Source organism: Pectobacterium parvum, from assembly GCF_020971565.1.
GTDB lineage: Bacteria > Pseudomonadota > Gammaproteobacteria > Enterobacterales > Enterobacteriaceae > Pectobacterium > Pectobacterium polare.
In genome coordinates, this window is record NZ_CP087392.1 from 392,613 (window position 1) to 412,166 (window position 19,554).

Annotated in this window: 16 protein-coding genes; 11 read left to right on the forward strand and 5 right to left on the reverse strand. The window is 53.3% G+C overall.

Annotated elements, in window-relative coordinates; all coding sequences use genetic code 11:
- Nucleotides 1-84: 84 nt before the first annotated feature.
- Nucleotides 85-912: a dienelactone hydrolase family protein gene (locus LOZ86_RS01745; RefSeq protein ID WP_039483007.1), complete on the reverse strand. Its 828-nt coding sequence runs from the start codon at nucleotides 910-912 to the stop codon at nucleotides 85-87.
- A 326-nt stretch (nucleotides 913-1,238) separates the two neighbouring features.
- On the opposite strand from LOZ86_RS01745, the gene udp reads away from it, so the two are divergent.
- Nucleotides 1,239-2,009, forward strand: coding sequence for a uridine phosphorylase (udp, locus tag LOZ86_RS01750; RefSeq protein ID WP_039483005.1), 771 nt, complete (start codon nucleotides 1,239-1,241; stop codon nucleotides 2,007-2,009).
- Nucleotides 2,010-2,158: 149 nt separating this feature from the next.
- Entirely contained in the window at nucleotides 2,159-2,941 is a 783-nt protein-coding gene (locus tag LOZ86_RS01755) for a tyrosine-protein phosphatase (protein WP_039483002.1), read from the forward strand.
- A gap of 157 nt (nucleotides 2,942-3,098) precedes the next feature.
- Here LOZ86_RS01755 and ppc read toward each other — a convergent pair whose 3' ends face one another.
- Together ppc and LOZ86_RS01765 are read right to left on the reverse strand one after the other, a co-directional pair.
- On the reverse strand, nucleotides 3,099-5,738 hold the full coding sequence (ppc, locus tag LOZ86_RS01760; RefSeq protein WP_039482999.1) for a phosphoenolpyruvate carboxylase: 2,640 nt from the start codon (nucleotides 5,736-5,738) through the stop codon (nucleotides 3,099-3,101).
- 240 nt (nucleotides 5,739-5,978) lie between these two features.
- Entirely contained in the window at nucleotides 5,979-7,367 is a 1,389-nt protein-coding gene (locus tag LOZ86_RS01765; protein WP_039482998.1) for a PTS transporter subunit EIIC, read from the reverse strand.
- A 322-nt stretch (nucleotides 7,368-7,689) separates the two neighbouring features.
- On the opposite strand from LOZ86_RS01765, the gene LOZ86_RS01770 reads away from it, so the two are divergent.
- The gene (locus tag LOZ86_RS01770) at nucleotides 7,690-8,889 is read left to right on the forward strand and encodes a starvation-sensing protein RspA (protein ID WP_039513432.1); all 1,200 of its coding nucleotides are present in this window, start codon (nucleotides 7,690-7,692) and stop codon (nucleotides 8,887-8,889) included.
- Nucleotides 8,890-8,892: 3 nt separating this feature from the next.
- On the opposite strand, the gene LOZ86_RS01775 is transcribed toward LOZ86_RS01770, so the two are convergent.
- Together LOZ86_RS01775 and argE are read right to left on the reverse strand one after the other, a co-directional pair.
- Nucleotides 8,893-9,606, reverse strand: coding sequence for a GntR family transcriptional regulator (locus LOZ86_RS01775; protein WP_039513423.1), 714 nt, complete (start codon nucleotides 9,604-9,606; stop codon nucleotides 8,893-8,895).
- 54 nt (nucleotides 9,607-9,660) lie between these two features.
- The gene (gene argE, locus LOZ86_RS01780; protein ID WP_131522957.1) at nucleotides 9,661-10,812 is read right to left on the reverse strand and encodes an acetylornithine deacetylase; all 1,152 of its coding nucleotides are present in this window, start codon (nucleotides 10,810-10,812) and stop codon (nucleotides 9,661-9,663) included.
- Nucleotides 10,813-11,014: 202 nt separating this feature from the next.
- Between argE and argC the strand changes: the two genes are divergently transcribed.
- From argC to tatA, 8 genes are all read left to right on the forward strand, one after another.
- Nucleotides 11,015-12,019, forward strand: a complete 1,005-nt coding sequence (gene argC / locus LOZ86_RS01785; RefSeq protein WP_015842152.1) for an N-acetyl-gamma-glutamyl-phosphate reductase — start codon at nucleotides 11,015-11,017, stop codon at nucleotides 12,017-12,019.
- A gap of 37 nt (nucleotides 12,020-12,056) precedes the next feature.
- Nucleotides 12,057-12,830, forward strand: a complete 774-nt coding sequence (argB, locus tag LOZ86_RS01790) for an acetylglutamate kinase (RefSeq protein WP_039482987.1) — start codon at nucleotides 12,057-12,059, stop codon at nucleotides 12,828-12,830.
- A 61-nt stretch (nucleotides 12,831-12,891) separates the two neighbouring features.
- Entirely contained in the window at nucleotides 12,892-14,265 is a 1,374-nt protein-coding gene (argH, locus tag LOZ86_RS01795) for an argininosuccinate lyase (RefSeq protein ID WP_039482984.1), read from the forward strand.
- A 219-nt stretch (nucleotides 14,266-14,484) separates the two neighbouring features.
- Entirely contained in the window at nucleotides 14,485-16,047 is a 1,563-nt protein-coding gene (rmuC, locus tag LOZ86_RS01800) for a DNA recombination protein RmuC (RefSeq protein ID WP_039482981.1), read from the forward strand.
- Nucleotides 16,048-16,179: 132 nt separating this feature from the next.
- Nucleotides 16,180-16,935 (forward strand): bifunctional demethylmenaquinone methyltransferase/2-methoxy-6-polyprenyl-1,4-benzoquinol methylase UbiE, encoded by a 756-nt coding sequence (gene ubiE, locus LOZ86_RS01805; RefSeq protein ID WP_039482979.1) that lies wholly within the window; start codon nucleotides 16,180-16,182, stop codon nucleotides 16,933-16,935.
- Nucleotides 16,936-16,947: 12 nt separating this feature from the next.
- Nucleotides 16,948-17,571: a ubiquinone biosynthesis protein UbiJ gene (ubiJ, locus tag LOZ86_RS01810; RefSeq protein WP_039482976.1), complete on the forward strand. Its 624-nt coding sequence runs from the start codon at nucleotides 16,948-16,950 to the stop codon at nucleotides 17,569-17,571.
- The gene (gene ubiB / locus LOZ86_RS01815; protein ID WP_165708198.1) at nucleotides 17,568-19,208 is read left to right on the forward strand and encodes a ubiquinone biosynthesis regulatory protein kinase UbiB; all 1,641 of its coding nucleotides are present in this window, start codon (nucleotides 17,568-17,570) and stop codon (nucleotides 19,206-19,208) included. Before ubiJ ends, ubiB begins: the two co-directional genes overlap by 4 nt.
- Before the next feature lie 82 nt (nucleotides 19,209-19,290).
- Nucleotides 19,291-19,551: a Sec-independent protein translocase subunit TatA gene (gene tatA / locus LOZ86_RS01820; RefSeq protein WP_039364213.1), complete on the forward strand. Its 261-nt coding sequence runs from the start codon at nucleotides 19,291-19,293 to the stop codon at nucleotides 19,549-19,551.
- Nucleotides 19,552-19,554: the final 3 nt, after the last annotated feature.

Genomic DNA, 19,554 nt, shown 5'->3' on the forward strand with positions numbered 1-19,554 from the left:
AACCGTCAAAAGGTAAAATCCCAACGCCCCCGTTGTTCGGTGGCGTTTTAGATCGTGGAATAAGACGTAAAACGAGTGAAAGTGTTACGCCACGCCGTTTTTCTGGAACCATGCCAACATACGCTGCCAGCCGTCGCGTGCGGATTCTTCATGATAGCTGGGGCGGTAATCGGCATGGAAAGCATGCCCGGCATCGGGATAGACGATGATGTCTGCCGCCGCGTTGGCCGCACGCAGCGCCTGCCGCATGGTATCGACCTGTCCTAACGGAATCCCTTCGTCTTTCGCACCGTACAACCCCAGTACTGGGGCTTCTAATTCCGTTGCGATATCGACCGGATGTTTAGGGCTATTCAGCGTTTTCTCACCTGTACACTTGCCGTACCAGGCAACGGCTGCCTTGAGCTGTGGGTTGTGTGCCGCGTACAACCAGGTGATGCGTCCGCCCCAACAGAAACCCGTTATCGCCAGCTTACTCGTGTCACCGCCCTGTTTAATCGCCCAGTTGGCTGTGTGATCAAGGTCGGACAGCACCTGAGAATCTGGAACTTTATAAACCAGCTCGGTCAGGATTCCCTGAATATTGTCATATTGGCTAGGGTCGCCCTGACGAAAATACAGCTCTGGCGCAATGGCCATGTAGCCCTGCTTGGCTAGCCTGCGGCAAACATCCTGAATGTGTTGATGAACGCCGAAAATCTCCTGCACCACCAAAACGATAGGGAGCGGCCCGTCGTGGTTTGCTGGTCTGGCGATATACGCGGGTAGCTGCTCACCCTGAGAAGGAATGGTGGTTTCGCTGGCAATGATACCGACAGAATCCGTGGTAATGATGGAGGCGGTCTGCGGTTCTACTGCTGGGGTTAGCCCCTGTGGAAGATGTTTGAAGGTCGTCTGTTCATCAGTCTTCATTACGCGCTCTCCTGTTATCGGCCAGCCGGTTTTCATGTGAAAGAGGGGTTTCGAAATCGCTATGATAAATACTATCAATGATTAAAGAATCTACACTAGAAGACAATTAATCGGCAAAAATGAATTCCCCACCCAATAAATAGTGATTTAAGTCACATTTTTTATGTATGTTGATGTTTGTTTCTTTTTCATCGGTGACTATCGTCACTTAAAAAAACGTAATGATGCGCTAGAGTCTTTTTATTGAACGGACGCTTACAGACTGCGTTGATGAGGCGTTCGGCGCGATTTCTCTGAATACCCAATTGATTGCCCGGGAGGCAGTTATGTCTACATCTGATGTGTTCCATCTTGGTCTGGTCAAGAACGATTTACAGGGCGCGACGCTGGCTATCGTCCCCGGCGATCCAGAGCGTGTTGAAAAAATTGCTCGATTGATGGATAACCCGGTACATCTGGCATCACACCGTGAATTTACGTCTTGGCGTGCAGAGTTGGATGGCAAGGCAGTGATTGTTTGCTCGACCGGTATCGGCGGTCCGTCAACGTCAATCGCGGTAGAAGAATTGGCACAGCTTGGCATCCGTACTTTCCTGCGCGTTGGCACGACGGGGGCGATTCAGCCCGGCATCAATGTCGGTGATGTGTTAGTGACCACCGCCGCCGTCCGCCTTGACGGGGCGAGCCTGCACTTCGCGCCGATGGAATTCCCAGCTGTTGCTGATTTCGGCTGTACCACCGCACTGGTGGACGCAGCGAAGGATTCAGGTATTGCCCTTCACATCGGTATCACAGCGTCTTCCGATACGTTCTACCCGGGTCAGGAGCGCTATGACACCTTCTCTGGACGCGTTGTCCGTCGCTTCCGCGGATCGATGGAAGAGTGGCAGAGCATGGGCGTTCTGAATTATGAAATGGAATCTGCCACGCTGTTGACCATGTGTGCCAGTCAGGGACTCAAAGCAGGGATGATTGCTGGAATTATTGTGAACCGTACCCAGCAGGAAATCCCGGATGTGGCGACCATGAAACTAGCAGAGACGAATGTGATCAAGGTACTGCTGGACGCGACTCGTCGTTTGTTAGCCGCTGAATAAGCACAATAATTGATGGTATTTGGGGCTGGTCATCACCGATGCCAGCCCGTATCCTGATAGCCTCTTCAGGTTCATCGGGTTAACCTGCACCGTGCTTAGCGCGTGTAATACGGTTGCCTTGCTCGCCTTTCAACCTCGCAAGGAGATGTATGACCGAACCAACGTTGCTTCATCCCTCTTTATTACCGCTGGACGGCGGAATCAACTTCCGCGATTTAGGCGGCAACCGCGCTGCTGATGGGCGGCTTATCCGACACGGTAAACTTTTTCGCTCCGGCTCGCTGGATCTACTGAGTCAGGCTGACTGCGAGCACCTTGCTGGCGTGCCGATTTCTCACGTGGTGGATTATCGGGATGCCGATGAAATTGCGCAGAAGCCCGATATATTGTGGACCGGAGCCAACTACCACGCCTATCCAGCCAATCCATTACGCCACGAAGTGACGGCTAATCTGGATTCATTGGGATCTGATGTGCTGGCAGCGTTTGATTCCCGCGCGTTTATGTTGGAGCTCTACCGCCGTCTGCCTTTCGATAATTCTGCCTATAAACAGCTGGTATCGCTGCTATTACGGCCGGATGAGGGCGGGCTGGTGCAGCACTGCGCCGTGGGCAAAGATCGCACGGGCATCGGTTCGGCGCTGGTGATGTTTGCGCTGGGGGCAGATGAGCAGACGGTGATGGAAGATTACCTGCTCACCGAGACGACGCTGACGCCATTCCGCCAGCAGCTACTGGCGCATTTATCAAAAACGCTGAATGAGAAAGCGCTGGGGCAGTTCTCTTATGTGCTGTCGGTACAGGAAGAATTCATCGTGACGGCGCTACAGGCCATCTACGAACGACACGGCTCGATCGATAGCTGGCTTGAAGTGGAATACGGTCTGGATAATCGTGCGCGGAACTATTTGCAGGATAAATACTTGGCGTGAGGTATTCACAGCGGCTTTACGATCTATCCATTATCACCGAGTGACTGATTTTTTCCGCAAAAGAGGCCGGTCAATTGACCGGCCCTTGTTTTTGATGACGGTATAGTTTTTCTAACGGTATCGTTTTGATAACGATATAGTTTTACTGCTCGCGCAATTAACCCGTATTACGCATACCTGCCGCGACACCGGCGATAGTCACCATCAGCGCCAGTTCCAGATCGGCATCCGGTTCTTCCTGCTGACGTGAACGATGCAGCAACTCAGCCTGCAACACGTTCAGAGGATCGGTATAGACGTTACGCAATGCGATCGACTCGGCGATCCACGGCAGATCCGCCATTAGGTGATCGTCGTTGGAGATCGCCAGCACAACGTTAATATCGGCGGCCAGCTGATCGCGCAGCTGTTTCCCTAACGGCCACAGCTTCTCGTCTACCAGACGCTGATCGTAATACTCCGCCAGCCACAGGTCGGCTTTGGCGAACACCATCTCCAGCATACCGATACGCGTCGAGAAGAACGGCCAGTCGCGACACATGGCTTCCAGCTGTTCCTGCTTACCGTCATCCACCACTTTCTGCAACGCGGCACCGGCGCCCAGCCACGCTGGCAGCATCAGGCGGTTCTGCGTCCAGGCGAAAATCCACGGGATAGCACGCAGGCTTTCCACGCCGCCGTTCGGACGACGCTTCGCCGGACGTGACCCCAGCGGCAGTTTACCCAGCTCCAGCTCCGGCGTAGCGGCGCGGAAGTAAGGCACGAAATCCGGGTTCTCACGCACATAGCCACGGTACATATCGCAGGACACGCGAGAAAGATCGTCCATCACCTCGTGCCATTCCTGTTTTGGTTCCGGCGGCGGCAGCAGGTTCGCTTCCAGAATTGCACCGGTATACAGCGCCAGGCTACTGATGGTGACTTCCGGCAGGCCGTACTTAAAGCGGATCATCTCGCCCTGCTCCGTCACGCGCAGGCCGCCTTTCAGGCTACCCGGCGGTTGTGACAACAGCGCAGCATGAGCCGGTGCGCCACCGCGACCGATGGAACCGCCGCGTCCGTGGAACAGCGTCAGTGCGATACCCGCTTTCTCACAGGTTTTGATCAGCGCGTCCTGTGCACGGTACTGCGCCCAGGAAGCGGCCATCACGCCCGCGTCTTTTGCGGAGTCGGAATAGCCGATCATGACCATCTGCTTGCCCTGAATAAAGCCGCGATACCAGTCGATGCTTAGCAATTGCGTCATGACATCATCAGCGTTGTTCAGGTCGTCCAGCGTTTCAAACAGTGGCGAGACCGGCAAGGCAAACGGGCAACCCGCTTCTTTAAGCAGCAGGTGAACGGCCAGCACGTCAGAAGGCGTTCGTGCCATTGAAATAACATAGGCGGCGACGGAACCGACTGGCGCTTTGGCAACGACACGACAGGTATCCAGCACTTCTTTGGTATCCGCACTCGGCTCCCAGTAGCGCGGCAGGAGTGGGCGCTTGGAGCTAAGTTCACGGATCAGGAAGGCTTGCTTATCAGATTCAGACCAGCTTTCGTAGTCGCCCAGACCCAGATAGCGGGTAATTTCAGCCAGCGCTTCGGTGTGGCGGGTACTCTCCTGACGGACATCGATGCGTACTAAAGGCACACCGAAGCAGCGCACGCGACGCAACGTATCCAGCAGGCGACCATCGGCGATGATGCCCATGCCGCAGGTTTTCAGTGATTGGTAGCAGGCGTGGAGCGGTTCCCAAAGTTGTTCATTGGTGATCAGCAGATCTTTAGGCGGCAGACGCTCCTCACCCGTCAGGCGTGCTTCCAGATAGCTCAGCGTACTGCTCAACTGCGAACGCAGCGACTTCATGATGGCGCGGTACGGTTCCTGTACTTCGCTGCCGCCGGCCAGTTCCAGCAGTTCCGGCGTACACTCGGACATCGACAGCTCGGAAACCAGTACCTGAATATCACGCAGGAACAGATCGGCCGCTTTCCAACGGCTGAGTAACAGCACGTGGCGAGTGACTTCCGCCGTGACGTTCGGGTTACCGTCGCGGTCGCCACCCATCCAGGACGTAAAGCGCACCGGAACCGCATCGACGGGCAGACGATAGCCGAAAGCCTGTTCCAGCTGTTCATCCAGCTCGCGTAAAAACGCAGGCACACCTTCCCACAGGCTGTTTTCCACTACGGCGAAGCCCCATTTGGCTTCATCTACTGGGGTAGGACGAATTTTACGGATTTCATCGGTATGCCAGGACTGCGCGATCAGCTGGCGCAGGCGGCGCATGATCTGATTGCGTTCATAATCAGCCAGATCGTTGTGGTCGAGCTGCTTGAGGCAGGTATTCACTTCTACCAGCTTGTGGATCAGCGTCCGACGGGTAATTTCGGTCGGGTGCGCGGTCAGCACCAGCTCGATCGACAAGGATTCTACCGCGTCACGGATATCGCGTTCGGTCAGATCTTTATTTTCCTTCAGGCGCTCAAACGCGTGGGAAAGTTGTGCTGGGTTACTCGCGGCTTCACCGTGCGGTGAAATCGTATGATATTGCTCAGCGGTATTGGTCAGGTTAAGGAACTGGCTGAATGCGCGGGCAACAGGCAACAGTTCATCGTTAGACAGGTTTTGCAGCGTGGTCAGCAGCTCCTGACGATGTTTTTCATTACCTGCGCGGGAAGACTTTGACAGCTTGCGGATTGTTTCGACTTTATCAAGGATGTTTTCACCCAGCGCTTCCTTGATGGTATCGCCGAGAAGCTTGCCGAGCATACTGACGTTACTGCGCATTGCGGAATATTGTTCGTTCATAGTTACCCTGACCATCCTTACCATTTTTGTAAGTTTATTTCACTTGACATATTTTTACGCACTGCCTCCATCTAGCCACGATAAGGCGGGTTCGTCAATTGACGATTCTTTCTTCTCCTTATTCTTTGTACTTGCATTGAGGTGGGCTTGGCAATTTGTGAAATTTAATTACAGGGGCGCGGATATTAGGGTTGCTAATTAGCGAGGGGATGGCGGGGCGCAAAGGCCCCGCGAGTGCGGTTACGCCTGTTTGGACGCTCTGACGACCAGAATATAAGTCAGCGTGAAAGAAAGCACGATGGCGATGGCCATGCCGGATACCGCGTAGCTAAAGTACGGGCCGATATAGGCTGGCAGGCTGAAAATACTCGACAAGATGTAGCCATACAGCCGGACACCGAAGTACGCGATAAAGGCCGAGGCGATGGAACTGGCAATAGTCGCGGAGATAAACGCTTTTTTATACTTGGTCAGTACGCCGAAGAGTGCAGGTTCGGTAATACCGAGCAGCGCGGAAACCCCAGCAGACAGCACGACAGATTTGTCCTGACGGGTTTTGGCATGGAAGTAGATGGCAAATGTGGAACCCGCAATCGCCATGTTCGCCATACACATCATTGGCATCAGCATATCAAAGCCCTGATTGCTGAAATTTTGCAGCGCAATGGGCGTCATGGCGTGATGCATGCCAGTCAGAATCGCGACAGGCCGAATCGCACCGACAACGAAACCAGCAAAAATAGACGACACATCGAACAGGCTCTGAATAAACAGTGCCAGCAGTTTACCGAGGTAGATCCCGAATGGCCCGATAACGGTGAGCGACACCAGTGCGGCGATAAACAGCGTCAGCGTTGGGGTAAACACGGTTTTCAGTACCGAAGGCATGATGCGGTCGACCCAACGATGGATATAGCTCAGTGCCAGCACGGAGAAAATCACCGGGATGACGCTGGCAGCATAGTTAAACACCGGAATGGGTAGCACACCGATGAAGTAAAAGGCGCTGACTGCATTAGGGCTATTGCTGGCTAGTGCTTTCGCCGCTTCTATCAACGACGGGTACATCAGGCAGGCTGCAACAGCCGCTGCCAGATATTCGCTTGTTTTAAATATCCTGGCTGCGGAGATAGCGAGGAAGAAAGGTAAGAAATAGAACACACCGCTGGCGATCAGGTCGAGGACGATCACGGTATCGGTTTTGGCAGAGACCACTTTCAAGGCGATCAGCCCTGCCAGCAGCCCTTTGATCATCCCGGCACCCGCGATGGCAGGGACGATCGGACCAAATACGCCGGAAACGGTATCCATGAACAGCGAAATCAGCCCCTTCTTCTGCTTCTGCACGTCTGGCTGCGATGTCGCTGTAGGCGAAAGCGTTGTGGAGGAAAGCTGGGCGTTCAGCAGTTCGTAATACTCATTGACCTGCGGCCCGATAATAATCTGAAACTGTTCACTCTGGTGTTGCGCACCTAATATACCGGGCAGATTCTTGATCGCCTCGGTTTGCACTTTACTTTCATCAATTAAATCAAACCGAAGCCGCGTCATGCAGTGCCAGGCTTTATTAATGTTTTCGCTTCCGCCAACCAGTTTAATGATTGACTGAATAACGTCATTTTTTCCCATGAAATAAACTCCCCGCATAGCCTTATGTTATTTTGGGCCGAATTATTTCCACCGATAGTAAAAACTTAAAGAATAAAAAACAAACCAATAAAACATGATGCTCGTCACATGGTTAGTATGTTAGGGGCTGTTTGTTGCCATTATTCGATAATTGGTCTGGTTTTTTAATCAATTAGATGGCTTTTACAAACCAAAATAAATCTTTTAAATAAGAGGTTTACAATAAAAGAAAAAATAAGTAGAAAACAAAAAAAGAAACTGATTTTAGACTGTGTTTTTTCCGGGTATCGCTATTCCGGTAAATGCTCTGGAGGATATTTTTGTGTTGCCGACAATCATTACTGACATTGAATGTCTTGTTACCCGCCCCGACCGTCATAATTTAGTGACGGTGGTAGTTCACACGGATAAAGGCGTGACGGGTTATGGATGTGCGACCTTCCAGCAGCGCCCGCTGGCCGTCAAGGCGATGGTGGACGAGTACCTCAAACCGCTGCTGCTAGGACGAGATGCTAACCACATTGAAGATCTGTGGCACATGATGATGGTCAACGCCTACTGGCGTAACGGGCCGGTGATCAACAATGCGGTGGCGGGCGTCGATATGGCGCTGTGGGACATCAAGGGCAAGCTGGCGGATATGCCGCTCTATCACCTGTTTGGTGGGAAATCTCGCGATGCCATTGCCGCTTACAGCCATGCTGCCAGCGATACGCTGGACGGACTGTATCAGGAAGTGGATCGGCTGTATGCGCAGGGCTATCGTCATATCCGCTGCCAGCTAGGATTTTATGGCGGTAATCCCGATGCGCTGCACAGCACGCGGCAGCCAACGGAAGGTGCCTATTACGATCAGGAGCAGTACATGGCTAACACGCTCGCCATGTTCCGTGCGCTGCGTGAGAAATACGGCGATCGCTTCCACATCCTGCATGATGTTCATGAGCGTCTGTTCCCGAATCAGGCAGTACAGTTCGCCAAAGCGGTAGAAGTGTATCGTCCCTATTTTATCGAAGACATTTTGCCGCCTGCGCAAAATGAGTGGCTGGCGCAGATCCGCAGCCAGAGTGCGGTGCCGCTGGCGACCGGGGAGCTGTTTAATAACCCTGCCGAGTGGCAGAATCTGGTGATTAACCGTCAGGTTGATTTCATTCGCTGCCATGTCTCACAGATTGGCGGGATCACACCAGCACTGAAGCTGGGCGCGTTCTGTCAGAACTTTGGTGTGCGTCTGGCGTGGCACTGCCCACCGGATATGACGCCCATCGGCGCGGCGGTCAATATTCACCTGAATATCCATTTGCACAATGCCGCCATTCAGGAGTTTGTCGCTTACCCAGAAAATACTCGCAAGGTCTTCCCGCAGGCGGTGGAGCCGGAGAAGGGCTATCTGTATCCGATTGAACGCCCCGGTATCGGCGTTGGGATCGATCTGGATGCGGCACGGGAATTTCCCGTCGTCTATCGTCCGCACGAATGGACGCAAAGCCGCCTGCCGGATGGCACGATGCATACGCCCTGAGTCTTACGGCGACTGGCGGAAGGTTAAGTTATCGCGGTTGAAGGGGATGACGTAGGTGCAGGCGTAGTTAATGTCGATGATGTCGCTCGATTCGTACACGCGACCGCCCTGTAAAATACCGCGATTAAGAATATGCATCGCCGCCGTGCCTTTCTTGCAGCCCAGTAGCTCAGCCTGTGCTTTCGTGACGTTAACCGCCTGATAATGCGTCAGATAGTGTGAAATCGCATAGCCCTTGCTGAGCACATACTGCTGAATAGAACCTTCAATAATCTTCTGGCTCATGTCTGGGAAGTCTGCGGCAGGCATTTTCGAGATCTCGATCTGTACTTTACGGTTATCGACGTAGCGTAATCGGCTGAATTCCCAGATGAACGTATTTTCGCTGATAGCAAAAACCTGCTGCTCTTCCCGATTCGGTAGCCGCTTATGCAGGCTAAGCAGGCGAGATGAAATCTGAGTGAATTTCTTTTCGGTAATCGAGTTATACACCAGCGGATTGCTGCGTACACCCTGATTAATGAAGTTACCCGAGCCTTGCACCAGATGGATCGCGCCGATGCTGGCGAGCTTTTCCAGCGCCTGACGGATGGTAAAGCGCGACACGCCGTATTCTTCCGCCAGTTGGCGTTCCGGCGGCAGCTTTTCTGGCAGCGGATCGGTGTGCTGATAGATTTTGCTCAGTAAATCCTGTGCGATGAAGTCTTTCTTTTTCATGAGCTGTCTCAAAATAGCCTTGCCAGCGTGACTGACAAGGCCACTTGCGTCGGATCAGTGGTGACAGAAGTGATGAATAACCTGTGAAATCAGCTCCCGCGTTGGTTTGATAAACGCGGTATCAATATATTCATCCGGCTGGTGCGCCTGTTCGATCGATCCCGGCCCAAGAACCAGCGTCGGGCACAGCGTCTGAATAAACGGTGCTTCGGTACAGTAGTTCACGATTTCCGTTTTTGTCCCCAGCAGCTTCTCTACGACGGACACCAGACGGTGATCGGGTGGGCATTCATAGCCGGGAATCGGAGGATGCAGCTCGCTGATGGTCAATCGGCCCGGCCAGCGCTGGCTGACAGGTTCAAGCGCTTCTGACAGCAGTCCATCCAAATCGTTAAGCGTAATGCCCGGCAGCGGACGGATATCCATATGCAGCTCACAGCAGCCGCAGATGCGGTTAGCGGCATCGCCGCCGTGAATGTGGCCGAGGTTCATGGTCGGGTGAGGAATGTGGAAAATCGGGTTGTGATAGCGTTCCTGTAGCGTATTGCGCAGCACCAGCAGGTGAGAAATGGCTTCGTGCATCAGCTCAATCGCGTTCACGCCGCGCGACGGATCGCTGGAGTGACCGGACTGCCCCTGAATACGGATCGCGTTGGACATGTGGCCCTTGTGGGCGCGCACCGGTTGCAGCGAGGTCGGCTCGCCGATGATGGCGCAGTCCGGGCGAATCTGCGTGGATTCGGAGAAATACTTGGCACCGGCCATCGTCGTCTCTTCATCTGCCGTTGCCAGCACATAGAGCGGTTTCGTCAGCTTGGTCGGATCGATATCGCGTAAAGCATCCAGAATAAAGGCAAAGAAGCCTTTCATATCCGCCGTACCCAGACCGTACAGCTTGTTGTCGTGTTCGGTCAGCGTGAACGGGTCGCGCGTCCAGCGACCGTCGTCGAACGGGACGGTGTCGGTATGGCCTGCCAACAATAAACCGCCTTTTCCTTCACCAATCCGCGCCAGCATATTAAATTTATTAAGAGTGCTGGGGACCGGTTGGACTTCCACATGGAAGCCAAGATCGCCGAACCAGCCTGCCAGCAGGTTGATTAACGTATGATTACTTTGATCGAGCGCGCTGTCGGTGGCACTGATGGACGGTGTGGCGATCAATGCCCGATATAGCTCAATAAAAGGGGGTAAATTCATCTTCACTGTTGACAGCCTCTGGTTAGGATAGTATCAATATTCATGCATTTATTTTGAATAAAAATACAATAATGCTCGGCGAAAGGAAACCCAAAGGTACGGCGATGACGATTCGTCACTTTCACTGAGTTTCGCGGGTGAACAGCGTACCGACGCTGGTGAGCCCTGTTACCGGTTCCATAGATAAGTAAGAAGGTATACGGATCCCATGCTGAATACGCTGATTGTTGGTGCAAGTGGTTATACCGGCGCTGAGCTTGCGCTCTACCTGAACCGTCACCCACAGATGAACATAACCGCTTTGATGGTTTCTGCGCAAAGTGTCGATGCAGGAAAATTGATTTCTGATTTACATCCGCAGCTCAAAGGCATCATCGATGTTCCGGTAAAACCGCTGACCGATGCGGAAGAAGCGGCGAAAGGCGTGGATGTCGTTTTTCTGGCGACCGACCACAAAGTCAGCCACGATCTGGCCCCTGTTTTTCTGGCGGCAGGCTGCACTGTTTTTGATTTGTCCGGCGCGTTCCGCGTACAGGATGCCGAATTTTATCGTCGCTATTATGGCTTTGAGCATCAGCACCCTGACTGGCTGGCAAAAGCGGTTTACGGGCTGGCCGAATGGCGTGCTGAAAGCGTAAAACAGGCGCAACTGATTGCCGTGCCGGGCTGTTATCCAACGGCTGCGCAGCTGGCGCTGAAGCCGCTGCTGGATGCCCAACTGCTGAACCCGGCTCAGTGGCCAGTGATTAATGCCGTGAGCGGCGTGAGCGGGGCAGGGCGTAAAGCGTCTATGACCAACAGCTTCTGTGAAGTCAGCTTCCAACCGTACGGTATTTTCAACCACCGTCATGAACCTGAAATTTCAACGCACCTCGGCACGCCGGTCATCTTCACGCCGCATTTAGGCAACTTCGCTCGCGGTATTCTGGAAACCATCACTTGCCGCCTGCAACCGGGCGTCACGCAGCAGGATGTCGCCGAAGCCTATCACAATGCCTATCACGATAAGCCGTTGGTTCGCCTGTATGATAAGGGTGTTCCGGCGCTGAAATCCGTTGTCGGCCTGCCGTTCTGCGATATCGGTTTCTCCGTCGATGGCGAGCACCTGATCGTGGTGGCAACCGAAGATAACCTGCTGAAAGGCGCGGCGGCACAGGCTGTGCAATGCATGAACATTCGTTTTGGTTTCCCTGAAACCCAATCGTTAATTTAATGACTACTGGTCCCGACATTTCGAGGCGCGAAGCATAATGAATCCGTTAATTATCAAACTAGGTGGCGTTTTACTGGATAGCGAAGAAGCACTGGAGCGTCTGTTCACCGCGCTGGTGGCTTACCGTCAGGAACATCAGCGTCCGCTGGTGATTGTGCACGGCGGCGGCTGTCTGGTTGATGAGCTGATGAAGAAACTGTCTCTGCCTGTCGTGAAGAAAAACGGCCTGCGCGTCACGCCTGCCGATCAGATCGACATCATCACCGGTGCGCTGGCGGGTTCCGCCAACAAGACGCTGCTGTCATGGGCGAAGAAGCATGATATCAACGCAGTCGGCCTGTGCCTGGGCGATGGCGGCAGCACGACGGTCACGCAGCTCGATGAGTCTCTGGGCTTTGTGGGCAAAGCGGAAGCGGGATCGCCTGCGCTGCTGAACACGCTGCTGTCTGCGGGCTACCTGCCTGTCGTCAGCTCCATCGGCATTACGGCACAGGGCGACCTGATGAACGTCAACGCTGACCAAGCGGCGACGGCACTGGCGCAAACGCTGGGCGCGGATTTAATCCTGCTGTCTGACGTGAGCGGCATTCTGGACGGTAAAGGCCAGCGTATTGCCGAAATGACGTCAGAGAAAGCCGAGCAGCTGATTGCTCAGGGCATCATCACCGATGGCATGATTGTTAAGGTTAACGCCGCGCTGGATGCTGCACGTGCACTGGGGCGTCCGGTTGATATCGCCAGCTGGCGTCATGCTGAGCAGCTACCTGCGCTGTTCAACGGCGTGTCGATTGGTACACGTATTCTGGCGTAAGTCGTTTCTGGGTATGGCATGATGCGATACCAACATGAATTAAATTCTGGGAGTAATCGTTATGGCTTTGTGGGGCGGTCGGTTTAGTCAGGCAGCAGATCAGCGTTTTAAACAATTTAATGACTCACTGCGGTTTGATTACCGTCTGGCAGAACAGGACATCGTTGGCTCGATCGGCTGGTCGAAAGCGCTGGTGACGGTCAATGTGCTTAGCGAGCAGGAGCAGCAGCAGCTGGAACAGGCGCTGAATGCGCTGCTGGTTGAGGTTCAAGCTGATCCTGAGATGATCCTGCAAAGCGATGCAGAAGACATTCATAGCTGGGTTGAACTGCGTCTGATTGAGAAAGTCGGCGATTTAGGTAAAAAGCTGCATACCGGTCGTAGCCGTAATGATCAGGTCGCGACTGACCTGAAACTGTGGTGCAAGGCGCAGATTGCAGAACTGCTGCTGTCGGTACGCCAGCTGCGTCAGGCGCTGGTCACGACGGCGGAAGCCAATCAGGATGCGGTGATGCCGGGTTACACCCACTTGCAGCGTGCGCAGCCGGTGACGTTTGCACACTGGTGCTTGGCTTACCACGAAATGCTGGCGCGTGATGAAAGCCGTCTGGAAGATACGCTGAAGCGTCTGGATGTCAGCCCGCTGGGCTGTGGTGCGCTGGCAGGAACGGCTTATCCGATCGACCGTGAGCAACTGGCGGGCTGGCTGGGATTTGCCTCGGCCACGCGTAACAGTCTGGACACGGTTTCCGATCGCGATCATGTGCTGGAACTGTTGTCCGATGCCTCAATCGGCATGATCCACCTGTCGCGTTTTGCCGAAGATCTGATCTTCTTCAACAGCGGTGAAGCGGCGTTCGTTGAGCTGTCTGACCGTGTGACATCAGGTTCTTCCCTGATGCCACAGAAGAAAAACCCAGATGCGCTGGAGCTGATTCGCGGTAAATGTGGTCGCGTACAGGGCGCGTTGACCGGCATGATGATGACGCTTAAAGGCTTGCCGCTGGCGTATAACAAAGACATGCAGGAAGACAAAGAAGGGCTGTTTGACGCGCTGGATACCTGGCACGACTGCCTGATGATGGCGGGTCTGGTGCTGGAAGGCATTCAGGTGAAGCGTCCGCGTTGTAAAGAAGCCGCCGAGCAAGGCTACGCGAACTCGACAGAACTGGCGGATTACCTGGTCGCGAAAGGCGTTCCGTTCCGTGAAGCGCACCATATCGTGGGTGAAGCGGTGGTTGAAGCCATTCGTCAGGGCAAAGCATTGGAAGCGTTGCCGCTGGCCGATCTGCAAAAATTCAGCGCCGTGATTGGCGAGGATGTGTACCCGATTCTGGCGCTACAATCCTGTCTGGATAAGCGTGCGGCACAAGGTGGCGTATCACCGCAGCAGGTTGCCAAAGCGATTAGTGATGCGAAGCAGCACTTAGCCTAAGTTGCCCTCTTCTGTTTCAGTTCCCCCAACGTGGTGTTTCGCGTTGGGGGATTTCTGCGTTACCGATCTGATTCTTCTGCAAATTATCATCTATCCATTTTCATATGGAATGCGGCTCGCATTTTTCTGCTCAGCATCTTCCCCACCAGAATTGTTTCTGGACATCCATACAGTATCATTTTACCTTGACCGACAGCGTGAAAGGCCTGCGGAGGCAAAGTGGATATCAGCATATTTTATGGTCTGGGCGGCAGTGCGGTCGGGCTATTGGTCGGGTGGTTAATTGCCAGCCTGATTCATCAGCAGAAGTTGTCGCGGCATGACACCGAACAGCAGTTGCTGGCGCAGACATTGCAGCAGGCTCAGCAGTCACTCAGCGAACAGCAGCAGGCAAAACAGCAGGACGAACAGCGGCTACGGCAAAACGAGCTGGAGCTGCGCACGGTTCACGCTCAACTCTCTGCCAGCCATGAAAAGCTGCAACAGCTTGCTGAACTCCGCGAGGAATGTGTGCAGTTAAATCAGGAACTGCGAACGCTGCGTGAAATCAACAGCTCGCAGGAAGCGGAGCTGCGGGAAGTCACCATTCGGCTGGAAGAAACCCGTATGGCGGCGGAAGAAAAGCAGCGTCTGCTGGCAAACAGCGAACAGCGGTTGACGACGCAGTTTGAGAATCTGGCGAACCGGATTTTTGAACATAGCGGCCGCAAAGTGGATGAACAAAATAAACAGAGTCTGGATAAGCTGCTGATGCCGCTGCGTGAGCAGCTTGATGGTTTCCGCCGTCAGGTGCAGGACAGCTTTGGTGCGGAAGCGCGCGAGCGTCACACGTTGGCGCATGAAATCCGCAATCTGCAACAACTGAACGCGCAGATGGCACATGAAGCTATCAATCTGACGAAAGCACTGAAAGGCGACAATAAGACGCAGGGTAACTGGGGCGAGGTGGTGTTAAGCCGCGTGCTCGAAGCCTCCGGCCTGCGTGAAGGCTACGAGTATCAAACTCAGGTTAGCGTGCAAACAGGCACAAATAGCCGCCTGCAACCGGATGTCATCGTGCGTTTACCGCAGGGCAAAGATGTTGTGATCGATGCCAAAATGTCGCTGGTGGCCTACGAGCGCTATTTTAATAGTGACGATGATGCAGAGCGGAGTGTGGCGCTGAACGAACATTTGCTCTCGGTTCGCAGCCATATTCGGCAGTTGAGCAGCAAAGATTATCAGCAGCTTCCGGGTCTGCGTTCGCTAGATTATGTGCTGATGTTTATTCCGGTCGAACCTGCCTTTCTGGTCGCTATCGATCGCCAGCCCGAATTGATCAACGAGGCGTTAAAGCACAATATTATGCTGGTCAGCCCGACCACGCTGTTGGTGGCATTACGCACCATCAACAATTTATGGCGCTATGAACAACAGAGCCGTAACGCACAGCAGATCGCCGAGAAAGCCTCGCGGCTGTACGATAAACTGCGGTTGTTTGTCGATGATATGGAAGCGCTGGGGCTGAGTCTGGATAAAGCGCAGGGCACTTATCGTCAGGCGATGAATAAACTTTCCTCTGGGCGTGGTAACCTTATTGGCCAGGCTGAGGGGTTCCGTGCGCTGGGTGTAGAAATCAAACGCACGATTAGCCCGTCATTAGCAGAAAAAGCAACGGCCCATGAGCACGCTGAACGCGATGAATTACCGGATTCCGTAGCACCCGACGCTGTTTCGCCAACCGTGAAAACGGAGGGCGAAGAAGGGGAAATCCCTTTCGCTGCCCGTACTGATTCGTACTAAATAGGTATGAATTTCGTGGGCTTGGGCACCATGCTATGCGAAATTAGTGCAGTGGGGTTTTTATACGGGTCTGGTACACTCTCACCATTAATGGGTAGACCCGAAATTTGACTGAAATAGTAGGCGGATAAGATGGCAAGTGAGCAGGAGAAAACGGCCGACTTTGGTTTTCGGACTGTCGCCAGAGATGAAAAAGAAGTCATGGTGGCTGAGGTTTTTCATTCTGTAGCAGCAAAGTATGACTTGATGAACGACCTGATGTCCTTTGGTATCCACCGTGTCTGGAAGCGTTTCACTATCGAATGTAGTGGCGTAAGACGTAACCAGCGAGTTCTGGATCTTGCCGGAGGCACAGGGGATTTAACTGCCAAGTTCTCCCGTATGGTTGGCGAAGGTGGTGAGGTCATTCTGGCGGACATCAATGCATCAATGCTGAAAGTGGGCCGCGAAAAACTGCGTAACAAAGGCATTATCGACAACATCAACTACGTGCAGGCCAATGCTGAAGCGCTGCCGTTCCCTGATGACTTCTTCGACTGCATTACTATCTCCTTTGGTCTGCGCAACGTGACGGACAAAAACAAAGCGCTGCGCTCAATGTACCGCGTGCTGAAGCCGGGTGGTCGCTTGCTGGTTCTGGAGTTTTCCAAGCCGATCATTAAACAGCTGAGCACCATTTACGATGCGTATTCATTCCATATCCTGCCGAGGATTGGCGAAGCCGTGGCGAGTGATGCCGGGAGCTACCGCTATCTGGCGGAATCTATCCGCATGCACCCCGATCAGGAAACGCTGAAAGGGATGATGAGCGATGCCGGTTTTGACAGTGTTAACTATTTCAACCTCACCGGTGGAATCGTTGCGCTGCATCGTGGGTTTAAATTCTGATTGGAAACGCCAATGCTGATAACGTCTTTTCTGACTGCTACGCTGGAAACCGCGCTGAATCAGCTGCTTTTTCACGACACGGTTTCTTGCGATCGCAGCATGAAGTCTGCTCGCCAGCGCTTACAGGGAAAAACACTCCAGATCGAGCTGGCTGAACTGGATATGCCCTTGGTGCTGGTGTTTAACGAACAGCGGCTGGACGTGATCAGCCAATGGGGCGAGCCAGCGGATTGCTGCCTGAAAACACGCGTGCCGGTTCTGATGAAATTACGCGATCGTCAGCAGCTATCGTCGCTGATGCGCAGCGGCGAGCTGGTGATAGAAGGCGATATTCAAGTTGTTCAACAGTTCATCGTGCTGGTTGATCTGGCGGAGTTCGATCCGGCGGAGTGGTTGTCCCCCTATCTGGGCGATATTGTTGCTCAGGGGCTTACCCAAACGGCACAGAAAACCCTGAGTTTCCTGAGACGCTCATTACATCAGCAGCAACATTTCTTGTCTGAGACGCTAACGGAAGAGTGGCGACTGGCTCCAGGAAAACTGGAAAACGCCTGGTTCCATGAGGAAATTGTTGCGCTGGATAAATCCGCCGATACGTTGTCCGAACGGCTGGCGAAGCTGGAGACTTTACGATGACGCCCAGTGAATTACGCCGCCTTTACAGCATTGTGCGTGTGCTGTTGGGCTATGGTCTGGACGAACTTATTCCTAAAATGCGACTGACGCTGCCGCTACGTGCGGGTCGTCGTCTGCTGTTCTGGTTACCCAATCGTCACCGCACTAAGCCTTTAGGGGAACGCCTGCGTTTGGCGCTTCAGGAACTGGGGCCCGTGTGGATCAAGTTCGGACAAATGATGTCTACACGCCGCGATCTGTTCCCACCGGCTATCGCCGATCAACTGGCGATGTTGCAGGATAAGGTTGAGCCGTTTGATGGCAAATTGGCGCGCGAGCAAATTGAGCTGTCGATGGGTGGAATCCCCCTTGAAGAGTGGTTTGATGATTTTGATATTAAACCGCTGGCCTCTGCCTCGATTGCACAGGTGCATACCGCATGCCTGAAAAGCACGGGAAAAGAGATCGTTATCAAGGTTATTCGCCCGGATATTTTGCCTGTCATCAAGGCGGATATGTGCCTGATGAAACGTCTGGCGGGGTGGTTACCTCACCTGTTGCCGGATGGTCGTCGCCTGCGTCCGCGCGAAGTGGTTCTGGAATATGAAAAAACGCTGCTTGATGAGCTGAACTTGCTGCGAGAAGCGGCAAACGCCATCCAACTGAGGCGTAATTTTGAGAACAGCCCGATGCTGTATGTGCCGGAAGTTTATTCGGATTATTGCAGCGAAAGCATGTTGGTGATGGAGCGAATCTACGGTATTCCGGTTTCTGATGTCGATGCGCTGACAGCCAATGGCACGGATATGAAGCTACTGGCAGAACGCGGCGTTCAGGTTTTCTTCACGCAGGTGTTCCGCGACAGTTTCTTCCACGCAGATATGCATCCCGGCAATATCTTTATCAGCCACGAGCACCCGGAAGACCCGCAATACATTGGTATTGATTGCGGTATCGTCGGTTCGTTGAATAAAGAAGATAAGCGCTATCTGGCTGAGAATTTCATTGCCTTCTTCAACCGTGATTATCGTAAAGTTGCTGAACTGCATGTGGATTCGGGTTGGGTGCCTGCGGACACGAATGTTGCAGATTTTGAGTTTGCTATTCGTACGGTCTGTGAGCCGATCTTCGAGAAGCCGTTGGCGGAAATTTCGTTCGGTCATGTATTATTGAATTTGTTTAATACGGCGCGTCGCTTCAATATGGAAGTACAGCCGCAGTTAGTGCTGCTGCAAAAAACGCTGCTGTATGTCGAAGGCGTGGGTCGGCAGCTTTATCCGCAGCTCGATCTGTGGAAAACCGCCAAGCCGTTTCTGGAAAACTGGCTGAAACAACAGGTCGGTTTGCCTGCGGTTTTCCGTGCGCTCAAAGAAAAGGCGCCGTTCTGGGCTGAAAAATTGCCGGAAGTCCCTGAGCTGTTTTATGACGGCCTACGTCAGCATAAGATGTTAAAGCAAAGCGTCGATAAGCTGGCCTATGAGTTGAAGACGCAGCAGTCTCGGCAAGGACAGTCACGATATCTTTTGGGTATTGGCGCAACGCTGCTAATCAGTGGTACGTTGTTACTGATCAGCCGTGTTGAAGCCGATATGGTTCCCTCAGGGTTGATGGCCGCAGGAATTGTTGCCTGGATTATCGGCTGGCGTCGAACTCGTTGAAGCAGATCATGATGCACGCCAGAATTACCCGATATAATTACGGGAATTCTGTCGTTCCCCTTTTTGAAAAGAGGTAAATGTTATGGGTGGTATTAGTCTCTGGAACCTGTTGATTATCGCAGTCATCGTCATCTTACTGTTCGGAACCAACAAGCTGAGAACGCTGGGTTCGGATCTGGGTGCATCCATCAAAGGCTTTAAGAAAGCGATGGGTGACGATCAACCGTCCACTAGCGCAGACAAAACGCAGCCAGATGCCGATTTCTCTACCAAGTCTATCGCTGACAACCAATCAGACGTCAAGCCGGGCGAAACGAAGAGCCAGCATAAAGAGCAGGTGTAATCT